Source organism: Methanosarcina sp. (assembly GCF_035390745.1).
Taxonomy (GTDB): Archaea; Halobacteriota; Methanosarcinia; order Methanosarcinales; family Methanosarcinaceae; genus Methanosarcina.
Genome location: NZ_DAOOUJ010000010.1, coordinates 34,373 through 45,797, shown reverse-complemented (window position 1 = coordinate 45,797; position 11,425 = coordinate 34,373). Strand labels below are relative to the sequence as shown.

The window sequence follows — 11,425 nt, the reverse complement described above, 5'->3', positions numbered from 1 at the left end:
AAGTGGTGGCAAGGCTCAGGGAAATCAGCCCGCTTGCAAAGAAATGAATCCAGAGAAAAGGAATGGAGAAAAAGCAACGGAAGGAAAGAAAAGGGGAGAGAAGGAATGAAAATAGAAAAGAAAAGTGAGATAAGATTTCCTTACAGCGAAAAAGTTCTGGAGCATTTCAGGAACCCGCATAACGTAGGGAAGATAGAGAACCCTGATGGGAAAGGCCTGGAAGGAAGCCCGGCATGCGGAGACATGGTTGCCGTATACATTAAGGTCGAACCCGAGACAAAGGTTATTGAGGATATAAAATTCGAATCCTACGGCTGTGCGTCTAACATTGCCACCGGGTCCGTAATTACAGACCTCGCACGTGGAAAAACCCTGAATGAAGCAAAAAAGATAACCTGGAAGCAGGCTTCAGAAGAACTTGGAGGGCTCCCCCCGATTAAAGCCCACTGCTCCGTTCTTGCGGTTGAAGGCTTGCGTGCCGCAATCCGGGACTACGAGGAAAAGCACGGGCTTGTGACCGAGAAAGAACCTACAACGGAAGATGTTGTCCAGAGAAGACTAAAACACGTTATGAACCCATTGACCGGACTTGATATTATCCGCACGAACCTTGTCCTTAAAACGAGTGTTGAAGCAGGAGTTGTCAGGGTAGTGGTTGACCTGCCTGCAGACCACCAGTTTGCCCCGGCAATAAAAGAAGACATAATGGAAAAACTGGGTGCACTGTGGGATGTGGAAAGAGTGGACGTGGTATTTACAGCCTGAATAAGTTGAGGGAGCGAGGCATAAAGAAGATCAGAATTAAACTCGGTTTATGTATCCTTAATTCTATAACACATTTTTTTCAGGTTGATTCGAGGAAAAGCATAAACCTGAGCCTCCGGAGAGGATTCTGAGACAAACAGGAGTGTCTTAAAGGATTGCCTTCCGGAGCTGTTCAAAAGAATCACAAATGCCAGCTTCAGCCGGGATTGAAATTCAAAATATGTTTTTGTTTTCCCTTTTTCTTCTCAAGATTTTCAGGCACACAGTGGCAGCACTCACCTGAAGCTGTAAGGGGATCTACGTGGATGGTGGTCCCGGAAAGATAGGAGAAATTATCCAGAAGCTTTTCTCTTACAGCATTGGCAATTTCATGCCCTTCCTCCACAGAAAGCGAAGGGTCAACGGAAGCATTGATCTCTGCATGGAGCCTGTGCCCGATCCAGCGGACCCTGAGGTCAGTAACTTCGCAGACACCCTCAACACTTTCAGCAATATCTTTGACCTTATCGAGAACTTCAGGCTCAACGCCGTCAAGCAGGCGGGTAAATACGAGTTTGCCTGAGTCAAGGACTATTTTGAGGATGGCAATTGTGATAAGCATGCCTATAAGAGGGTCAAGGATCGGATAACCCAGCCAGACACCGACAGCCCCCAGCAGGACAGCAAGACTGGTAAAACCATCAACTCTAGCATGGTATCCGTCAGCGATAAGGGCTGCACTCCCGATTTCTTTTCCGACCTTCATGCGGAACTGTGCAACGACCTCGTTTCCGATACAGCCTATGACTGCGGCAAGGGCTACAGCCTGCAGGTGATCTACAGGCTGAGGGTTTAAGAAACGGGTTACGGACTCATATCCTGCAACAGCTGCGCTGAAAAGGATCAGAACAACAACAACCACACCAGCAAGGTCTTCTACTCTTCCGTATCCGTAAGAGAAGCATTTGCTCGGCTTTTTTCTTGCCAGGGAAAAGGCAATTGCAAGGGGTATTGCTGTTGATGCATCCCCGAAGTTGTGAATGGTATCGGCAAGAAGGGCGACACTGCCCGAAACATAAACAATGAAAATCTGCAGGACGGCTGTGAACATCAGCCCTATAAAGGACCATTTGACAGCCCAGAGTCCTTTGCTGGTAGTTGTTAATGAAGGATCGACCCTCCCATGCGTATGGCTGTGCCCATGGGAATGCCCGTGGGGCTCATGAGAATGTGCATGTAAATGAACATGGGAGAGTTTATGAGAGAGAAAATGAGGGGAAAGACAGGTATTGAAAAGCCCCTCATGCTTATGACTTTGCTCACTGGACTCTTCAGAAGTATTCTCTTTATCATGCAGGTGATTGATGGAATTATTACTGGACATTTTATTTCCCCTCATTTTGATTCAGTTCTCATATTAAACTTGGAAATTGCTTTATATATAGGTATTTATCTTTAAAAAAGAATTTATTATGCATCCGATCACACATTTTTTTGGAAAAATAGCATAAAAAGAAGCTCTTTAATTCAGGCCTTTAACTTCCATTCCAGTGTAAAATAAGAAAAAATTGAGTATTTATTACTCGAAACAGTGATAAGGCATGTACATAAGGCATTTACATCGAATAAACGCCTGATGCTGGCACTGATTTTTCTCCGGGTAACAGCTTTTTTAGAGTTTCATCTATTTATGTTTGGGCTCCGGGTTTGAATTTTAAACAATATTTTTGTTCTTAATTTTACAGCTTGGCACATATGAGCGAAAAAATGTTAATTCTTCAAAAAATTTAGATAAAGATGAAAGACGATAAATTATGGATTAACTCCATGATATGAGCAAATAAGAAAAAGAGAGTTTGAAAAAGAAAAGTAAAGGCATTTGAAAGGGATAAGACAAAGTTACTTTAAAGTCAGGCTCTACCCGGAAAACAAAAAAATTATCCCTTTCCGGCTCAAAAAATGAATGTATGTAAAGCCAGAATCATTCCCTGCCCTGACATTACATGTAAATTAATGATGTTACAAAAAACAGATGGTCTGAATTCATTATCTTTAGAACTAAGACATATTACCCAAATCCGTATCCTTACTTAGTTTTCGAGTTTTTATGAAAAGGGATAGTAAACCAATCCCCTATCCTGCAAAGCGAACAAACATGTAATCAGCTGGCACCTATCCCGGGAACTGTGCAGCCCCGGGAGAAATCCAGCAGGATAGATAAAAGACAAATTCATAAAACCGAGAGGTGAAACAGGGAGGAAAAGATGATTCAAAACAAAGTAGTACCTAAAGAACCTGAGGTTGTATGGAATCTCAATGTCAGTGAAGATGGGAAGTATTACCTGGAAAATTATACGCTCTTGTTTCCCAGGTATGTCAGTGCCATCGATGAAGAGTGAGAAACTTCACCTTTAAAAAGAACTCAAAACAAGACAACCCAGTTTTCAAATCTAACAAAAAAAGCTCGGGGGATTCTCCCGGGCAAACCTCCATGTTATCCATTTAATAGGGAGGGACAGACTTATCATGAAAAAAATAACGATTCAGCTTTTTTTAGAGAATTGAGGAAATTAAGGAAAGATATACCCTCGAACTTAACGGCGTTCCCGATAATGTCTGAAGGTAAGGCTATATTGATTGAGAACAGTTAATAAGGCTTTGAAGACAAAAAACAGGGAGCTGTTGAACTCATGACCGAATACGTCCATGGTTATTCCGAAAGGGAAGCTCTTCGACTATCAGAGCAGGCAGAAACTCTTGAGAAACTTCTCCATCACGATACCGTATTTCCGCAAGGAGCAAAAGTGCTCGAAGCCGGATGCGGTATAGGGGCTCAGACTGTAATCCTGGCAAAAAACAATCCAGATGCAGAAATTACGTCAATTGACATTTCCCAGGAATCACTTGAGAAAGCCAGGGAAAATGTTGAGGAAAAAGGAATTAAAAACGTTAGATTCCTGCAGGCAGACGTTTTCTCTCTCCCTTTTGAGGAAAATAGTTTTGACCATATTTTTGTCTGTTTTGTGCTTGAACATTTGAAAAAACCGGAAGAAGCCCTGAGAAGCCTGAAAAAAGTCCTGAGACCCGGAGGTACGATTACCGTAATTGAAGGTGATCACGGGTCATGCTACTTCCACCCGGAAGGAAAAAAAGCCCTTGAAGCCTGGAACTGCCTCATCCGGGTTCAGGCTCACATGAAAGGAAACTCCTTAATCGGGCGCCAGATTTATCCCCTTCTTCAGGAAGCGGGGTTTGGGGAAGTAAAGGTAGACCCGAGAATGGTCTACATAGATTCGAGCAAACCTGAGCTTGTGGACGGCTTTATCCTGAAAACTATCATCCCCATGGTAGAAGGCGTAAAAGAACAGGCTCTCGAGATGCAAATGGTTACAGAAAAAGAGTGGAAAAAAGGTATAGAAGAGCTCCATGAAACTGCCGAAACAGGAGGAACATTCTGCTATACCTTCTTTAAAGGCTGGGGAACAAAATAAAGGATAAAGTTTCAGAAAATTCCAGCCTCAGAAAGATGTGATGGGGAGACCCAGTGCAGTAAGCTCGAGTGACAGGGGGTTTGGATAATGGATTCAGAACATTGAAACATTAGAGAGAATTAATTGAACTGGAATTCTTTTTGTAATATCCAAAAAGTTCTTCTCCCCATTTTAGAGCTCCGGGTTCAAAGCTTACAATATAGTTGCGGTCAACTCTGCCATGTTTATCAAGAAGGGAGAGAGCAAAGATTTTATCAGTTACTATCAGCATCATTGGTTTTTTCTCCCCGCCAGACACAAAGAAATGTGAGTTTTCGCAGTCCAGAAGAAGCTGAATTTCTTTTTTATACTCCGGAAGGTCCAGTTTGAGAACCGAGATATCACTGAAAACGCTGTCTGATTCAGGGAGACACTCGGCTTTGATGCCCTCAAAAACCGATTCTGTCAGGATAATTGTGACGTCAATCTTCTTTTCAATAAACTCAAGACAGGCAAGATGGTAAGCAGGATGGATAGCCGAAACAAGTACCATAATGCGGGAAGAAGCCAGCATGCATTTTATGATATCTTCCTGGACTTTGAATATATGAGAGAGGTCGGGTTTGAGAACCCTGCACTGTCCCAGCTCTCCGATTCTTGTAAGAAGGTTAAAAGGAATTGAACTCAAATCATGTTCGGACCAGAAATCTCTATTTTCATCATATATTTGCAGGGTATTTAACAAAAACTGCATGTTTGTAGCTATTACTGTCCCCATTTCAGAAAGAGAATAAACCCCGTCCGCCTGAATAACCAGGTCCAGATCAATCAGCTTTTTTATCTGAGGGATCATTGACTTCCACGGGAAATCGAATGCATTTTTGAGTTCGTCACTGCTTTTAGGCCCTTCTTTTAACAGCAGAAGAAGGTTCTTTCGTTTTTCAGAAAGGAAGATTGCATCAAGCAGCGAAGAACTGGCACCAGAAACTTGGCTCATGTTTTTGTCTCGCTTGAGATTTGTCTCGCTTGAGATATATGATAACAAAAAGTTATAAGTTAACTGGAAGTCCTTAAAATACTCAGACAAATCCTGCTTATTCGAAATTCATAAAGATATGGAAAAGATCCAGAGAGCGTTGCCAGATCCAGAGCCGTTGGAATATTCCAATTGCAGAGTAAAAATCATTATCGTTTTGGCTATATATGAATAGAAATTATATAGGCTCGATAGATAGAACCACCATTCTACTATCATTTCGATTGGGTGAAAAAAAGATGTGGTAGATGCGCTGTGGTTTTCTTCAAGAGCTGTCGAGAAGCGTATATACCTTCCAGGTAGACGCTGTTGATGAAGAAATCTGTCATCAATGAATCTCTTGAAGCTCTGAGGAAAAACCTGCAGCTTAAAGTCTACAGATCAATAAAACCATAATTTTTGCCCTTCTGATGGTGGCAATCCTTGTTATGTCAACGAGTATGACAGGGGTAAAAGAGTCAAAACTGGCTGTAAAAAGTGCTGATACCTCTTCTAACAAAGTAGTTATTTACGGCACATTTGCTCCCGAAACAATCGAGATAAACGCCGGGGAGGAGGTAACCTGGTTCAATTTCAAGAAACCAAAAGCTCCACTGGTGCTGGTAAGTGAAGACAGGCTATGGGAAGACATGACCCTGTACTATGGGAAAGCTTTTTCATATACTTTTGAAGAGCCTGGAACTTACACATTCCGCCTGACAGACCGAATTTTGTGTTGCAGAGTAAAGACTTGATCTACCCTGAAAATAACGGTTGTGGGAGCAAGTTATCGAAATATGTGAACATTCAAAACCTCTCAAAGCCTCTCCCTCAATATTCTAAAAAACATATGCATGCGATCATGTTTAGACAGGGATAATGGATTGCTCCCACAACCGTTTTCATTACCCGGAAAATTTTTTTACCTGAAAGAGACAAGGGACCCGATCATTGAATCCTGCATGCTGTTTTCTATGTGCACTTTTCTACACATCCTGGTTACAAGGGACTTTTTCCGGCAGCTGTCCTCAAATCCGTTTCAAAAGAATGGTTTCAAAAGATTTTGAACTAATACTTAAATATAAAAAATCTCATTATATGTTTATCGATTTAACAGCGTGAACCTGCGATTTGCAGATAAAAAGGAGCCATATAAATGAGAATGCTGGAAGAGTTTTTCCCCGAATTCACCCAGAAGCTGGACGAGATTGACCAGCTCTATGCAGAAAAGAGGATGATTGACGAAAAGACCTATCAGTTCATCTGCTTTGCCCTCTCGATTAAAGCCAGGTCAAAACCCTGTGTCCTGAAGCACTTCAAGGGCGCCCTCGAAGCAGGAGCTACAGTCAAGGAACTCTCATATATCTTTGCCCTGGTCATGAGAGAAGCAGCAGGAGCTGACGACTGCTGGACCCATGACGTAATTGGAGACTGGAGAGAGATCCTGAAAGGCAATATTTCCTGCAGCTGCCAGAAATAAAAGATTCCATTACTTTATATTTTTTCTCCTTTTTTAGTAACCTACTTTAAACGGCTTCTGTTTTTGAAACAAATAACTTCTGCCCCTTACGCGTATTCGCCAGAAATCCAGTGACTAAAACAACAGCTCAAATCTCCTCTCTACCCTCCTTAAAAATCCGTCAACCTTAACTGCTTTGGGCTTGAAGATTTTGTTTCCAGAGGTTTCATGTAATCAGCTGAGAGATGGTACTTTTCCATAAGATTCCCGAGCACTCTGTAAAGTTCGGCTTTATAAGCTCTGTCAGCCCCGCCTTTTTCGTACAATTTGCGGTAAGGATCTACAAGTTCAGGAAAATTGCGCGCAAGGAAATTGAAAAAATGCTTTCTGGTCTCGCTCCTGAGGTTAAGAAGACCCGGGAGAGCGTAATCCACTTCACATTCGGCTGCACGGGAAAGGATTAGTTCAGGATTTTCGGGGCTGTCAGTAAGAAATGGAAGAATTGGCATCATATGGAGCCCGGTTGTAGCAGCCGTATCTTTAAAAACCCGAAGGACTGAAAAACGTTTTTCGGGAGGAGAAGCCAGAGGTTCCAGCAAGGAGCTCAGCTTTTCATCCATGGTTGTAACCGTCACCGCAATGTTTACCTGAGTCAATTCAGCAAGTTCTTCAAACAGGTCGTAGTCTCGAAGGATAAGGTCGGATTTTGTGGATATTGTAACCGGATTTTTATATTCGATCATCAGAGCCAGAACTTTACGCATCAAGCCGTACTTTGCTTCTGCGGGCTGGTAGCTGTCACAAACCCCGCCTATATTGATTAGCTCTTTTTTCCAGGAACGTGCTCCAAGCTGTTTTTCAAGGGCTTCTGCAATGTTTGTTTTTACATAGATCTTCCGAAAAAAACCAGATCCTTCTTCCCTTTCGGACGAGGATTTTTCCTCATTTTCAAGATAGCTGTGGGAATACATTGCGTAACAGTAATTGCAGCCGTGTTCGCATCCTCTGTAGATATTCAGATCCCAGTGGAAAGGAAGTTCGAGCCTGCTTGTTTCCTTTATTTTATTAAGGGCTTTTTTAACCTGGATTTCTTCAAACATCCCGGGATAAGATAAGGTTAAAAGCTATAAGAAACTTGACAAAAACAGGTCTTGCGGCACAAAATTAGTTTCGTAAAAATGAAAGAGGAGAGGGGTGAAGATAAGAGTTAATCTTTGTAAATTCCATCCCCTGTAGTAAGTTTTCCTTCTGCCTGAACCCAGCCCTCCTGCGGACCTGTTAGTTGAATGGAGATCCTATCAATGTATTCGTTATATTGCCAGCCGTAAATCCACCACTCGTTTCTGCCTTCCAGCTCGATAAAAATCTGGACATCTGAATAAGGAGACGAATCATAACGCGCGTAAACCAGGCTCCCATAATCGAAATATTCGGGATTAATATGTTCAGGTAACGGAACAGTCGATCCTTCTTCTGATTCTCGAAGATTATTTTTGGGCAGAAGCAAGGGTTCGTTGCCAGCAGGGTATTTAGTATTAATCACATGGTCAGCTTCTACAGAAGTTCCGAAATCAAATGAGACCAGAACAGGGGTTTCTTCGGAGTATTCGTGAGATTCCACAATCTGCTCTTCGTCATAAGTTTCATTTTCAATATCATCGGAACCGGGTTCTGGTTCGGGCACAGCAACAGGAAGAGAATGATAAACCGGCTGAATTTCAGCAGCCTCTATTTTGAGCATTAACCCGTGCCCGGTATCTTCAAGACTGAGATTCCAGTCCGAAGGCTTATTGTAATAATCTCCATTCACCATTTCCAGTCCGACCCCGGATTCATTTTCAAAAACCGGAACAGGCAAATATAGAGTTACATTTTGCAGAGTACTGTTACTTGTTATGATAATATCATACTCATAATTACTCATAAGACTGTCATTATACATCTCATCTTTTCGGTTCCCCAGACACATGGAACTCATCACAAACAAGAGGAGAACAAATAAGACAAGTCCTCTAAAACGGAATATTTTACTATTCATTTCAGACCCTCTTCTCTAAAGACTTAAAACAGATAGAAAAAGAAAATAATTAAACCTTGCTAATTGAACCGAAAAAGAAACCGAATTTGCTGTACTGCTCTAGAGAATTAGAAAACCGGAATGAGGTAACTGGCTAGCATCAATTCTATTAATTTCATCGGTTCTTTCATTTCTGGTAAGCATTAGACCCAAAAAAGCACTTAGTTTCTTCCAATTTGATAAAGATATATTTTCTAGTATTTTATGAGTAAAATTTGTTGTTTAAGATAATAAACAAATTAAGAATTAATTTAGAGATTTTAAATGTTTGGGGGAGTGAACCTATTAATCCAGACTTAAAAACCCTGTTTTCGCCGCCTCCGGTACTGAAAGGGTACATGTATGGAGCGCAGGAAGCCCATGATGCCCGGAACTCAAACAGGCTTTTAGCCATAAGGCTTGAAACAAACACATCATGTAACCTTCGCTGCCGCTACTGTTATGCCCGGAGCGGAGAGGATACCGTAAAAATAGCCGACTTCAATGCCCTTAAACGCATAATATCCGAAGCAAAAGGACTGGGGATCAGGTCTGTGGTTGTGATAGGGGGAGGGGAGCCCACCCTTTACCCGAATTTTAGAGAATTGATTGCTTACATTGATTCCCTTGAAATTGTTCCAATGGTGTTTTCAAACACGGTTTTAATGACAGAAGAGCTTGCAGAATTCCTGCACGAACACAACGCCTCTGTTATGGGAAAACTTGATTCTCTCAATCCCGAAGTTCAGGACTACCTGGCAGGAAAGGAAGGAGCCTTTGAAAATATAAAAGCCGGGCTTGCAAATCTGATAAAAGCAGGCTTTTCAAACCCTGAAGAACCTGAAAAACTCCGCCTTGGAATTTCTTTTGTGAGTAATAAAATGAACCTGAAAGAAATCAAGGAAATATGGCACTTCTGCAGGCAGAACAATATTTTTCCCAATATGGAAATCCTCACTCCGACAGGAAGGGCGAATAATCAACTTGAAGATAAACTGCTTACAGCCGATGAGATAAAAGAATATAAATTGAAACTTCTGGAGATAGACCGAAAATATTACGGGTATAACTGGCTGCCATATACCCCGATTACTGCAAGCGGCTGCCTGCAGCACCTTTACAGCCTGTATATCAACATAGAGGGGGATGTAAGACCCTGTGCCCCTACAAAACTGGATGAACATCCTGCACTCAGGGTTAATGGGAAATATCCCTATAATGTAAACAGGATGAGCCTCAAGGAGATTTATAATTCCGAGCTATTCACATATGTCAGAAATATCGACAGGGTGCTTGAAGGAAGGTGCTGGAACTGTGAATATATTGAGGAATGTATAGGCTGCCGCGGATATGCTTACAGTACAGGCATAAATAATGGAATTGACCCTCTCAAAGCCCTGAGAATGGAATGCCAGCAGTGCTTCAAAGAAAAATAATAATTTATAAGTGCCATGAGTTATAAAATAATAGAGAATTAATGCATAATTATAATAAAAAGATAGGATCTCAGTTACAAAAGCAGGACACTGGCTAAAAACCAGAAAAAATTCAGGCAATCTTGCTGGTGCAGGTCTGCTTTTATGCGTAATTCAGGGGAAGGTGGGAAGTTGGAGAGAGCGGAAGACGCACTTTTGGGTCAATTTCCAGAGAATAAAGAAAAAATCATATCTTCCATAGAGAAAAGCATGGAGGAAAAGCTTTGCGAAAGCCTGAAAAATCGTGAGCTGCCTGATTATCTCCTTTATATGGGAACGGGAGGAGCAAAAAACTGGCTGAAATTGAACGGGTCAGAAACATTCCCCGTAGCCAGACGACTCAAAGACCTGCTTGAAAAAAACATTGAATCAATAGCAAGGTTCATTCCTGCATGTATGAGCCTTGTAAGCGTCGGGGTGGGGAGCGGGGAGAAGGAGAAAATTCTTCTTGAAGCACTGATAAAGAAAAGCCTGGCTGAAAAACCTGCTTCCGGAAAAGTACCCATACGCTATTATCCCATTGACATTAACAGCCAGCTTTTAGATCTCGCCCTTGAGAAGGTAAAAGACCTGCCTGTGGAAAAGAAAGGAATAGTCGGCTTTATTGAAGACATGCCGCTTCTTAAAGAGCACTGGCGGCTTCCGGTCCTTTTTTGCATTCTGGGAAATACCTTCTGTAATTATGAGCCGGAATTCTTTCTTCAGCTTGTTTACGAAAACCTTGAACAGGGAGACCTTTTTTTCTTTGATGCCAGTCTTCTGCCCGAGTCAGGTTCAGGAGAGGAAGCACACGCTGCAAGAAAGTCTGTACTTGGCACATATGCCTCAAGAGAGAATGCCCTCTTCAATATGTATCCCCTGCTTCAATATGGAATGGCTCCCGAAGATTTCGATTTTGAACTATCGCTCTCGCATGTGGATTCAAAGATAGGAGCCCTGTGCAGGACAAGAAAAAGCCTGAATATTCTGAAAGACACCGAGATAAAGATAGGCTCTGAAACCGTAAGTTTCAGGGAGGGAGAGGTAATACGCATGGGTTTTACTTATAAGTACACATATGATCAGATTACCGCTCTCCTTGATATTAACAGATTTGATATTCTGAAGGCTTTCCGGAGTAAAGACGGAGAGAATGCAATATTCCTTGCAAAAAAACGCATCTGAAGAAATCTGATGAAAAACGCCGTCCAGATAAAGACTTTTCAA

Annotated in this window: 11 protein-coding genes; 7 read left to right on the top strand and 4 right to left on the bottom strand. The window is 41.9% G+C overall.

Annotated elements, in window-relative coordinates:
• The first annotated feature begins 105 nt into the window (after nucleotides 1-105).
• A complete protein-coding gene (locus tag PLL47_RS04580) occupies nucleotides 106-765 on the top strand; it encodes an iron-sulfur cluster assembly scaffold protein (protein ID WP_324445022.1) in 660 nt (219 codons plus the stop codon).
• Nucleotides 766-961: 196 nt separating this feature from the next.
• On the opposite strand, the gene PLL47_RS04575 is transcribed toward PLL47_RS04580, so the two are convergent.
• Nucleotides 962-2,128, bottom strand: coding sequence for a cation diffusion facilitator family transporter (locus tag PLL47_RS04575; RefSeq protein WP_324445021.1), 1,167 nt, complete (start codon nucleotides 2,126-2,128; stop codon nucleotides 962-964).
• 880 nt (nucleotides 2,129-3,008) lie between these two features.
• Here PLL47_RS04575 and PLL47_RS04570 point away from each other — a divergent pair.
• On the top strand, nucleotides 3,009-3,143 hold the full coding sequence (locus tag PLL47_RS04570) for a hypothetical protein (protein ID WP_324445020.1): 135 nt from the start codon (nucleotides 3,009-3,011) through the stop codon (nucleotides 3,141-3,143).
• Between the two features lie 291 nt (nucleotides 3,144-3,434).
• Complete coding sequence (locus PLL47_RS04565; RefSeq protein ID WP_324445019.1) at nucleotides 3,435-4,235, top strand: class I SAM-dependent methyltransferase; 801 nt, start codon at nucleotides 3,435-3,437, stop codon at nucleotides 4,233-4,235.
• A gap of 109 nt (nucleotides 4,236-4,344) precedes the next feature.
• On the opposite strand, the gene PLL47_RS04560 is transcribed toward PLL47_RS04565, so the two are convergent.
• Nucleotides 4,345-5,211 (bottom strand): helix-turn-helix transcriptional regulator, encoded by an 867-nt coding sequence (locus tag PLL47_RS04560; RefSeq protein WP_324445018.1) that lies wholly within the window; start codon nucleotides 5,209-5,211, stop codon nucleotides 4,345-4,347.
• A gap of 467 nt (nucleotides 5,212-5,678) precedes the next feature.
• Between PLL47_RS04560 and PLL47_RS04555 the strand changes: the two genes are divergently transcribed.
• Nucleotides 5,679-5,984: a cupredoxin domain-containing protein gene (locus PLL47_RS04555; protein WP_324445017.1), complete on the top strand. Its 306-nt coding sequence runs from the start codon at nucleotides 5,679-5,681 to the stop codon at nucleotides 5,982-5,984.
• Between the two features lie 401 nt (nucleotides 5,985-6,385).
• Complete coding sequence (locus PLL47_RS04550; RefSeq protein WP_324445016.1) at nucleotides 6,386-6,709, top strand: carboxymuconolactone decarboxylase family protein; 324 nt, start codon at nucleotides 6,386-6,388, stop codon at nucleotides 6,707-6,709.
• A gap of 149 nt (nucleotides 6,710-6,858) precedes the next feature.
• Here PLL47_RS04550 and PLL47_RS04545 read toward each other — a convergent pair whose 3' ends face one another.
• On the bottom strand, nucleotides 6,859-7,788 hold the full coding sequence (locus PLL47_RS04545) for an SPL family radical SAM protein (protein WP_324445015.1): 930 nt from the start codon (nucleotides 7,786-7,788) through the stop codon (nucleotides 6,859-6,861).
• Nucleotides 7,789-7,895: 107 nt separating this feature from the next.
• The gene (locus PLL47_RS04540) at nucleotides 7,896-8,726 is read right to left on the bottom strand and encodes a hypothetical protein (protein ID WP_324445014.1); all 831 of its coding nucleotides are present in this window, start codon (nucleotides 8,724-8,726) and stop codon (nucleotides 7,896-7,898) included.
• Between the two features lie 377 nt (nucleotides 8,727-9,103).
• Between PLL47_RS04540 and PLL47_RS04535 the strand changes: the two genes are divergently transcribed.
• Nucleotides 9,104-10,180 carry a radical SAM protein gene (locus PLL47_RS04535; RefSeq protein WP_324445013.1) on the top strand — a complete coding sequence of 359 codons (1,077 nt, stop codon included), beginning with the start codon at nucleotides 9,104-9,106 and terminating at the stop codon, nucleotides 10,178-10,180.
• Between the two features lie 249 nt (nucleotides 10,181-10,429).
• Nucleotides 10,430-11,383, top strand: a complete 954-nt coding sequence (locus PLL47_RS04530; protein WP_324445012.1) for an L-histidine N(alpha)-methyltransferase — start codon at nucleotides 10,430-10,432, stop codon at nucleotides 11,381-11,383.
• Nucleotides 11,384-11,425 lie beyond the last annotated feature (42 nt).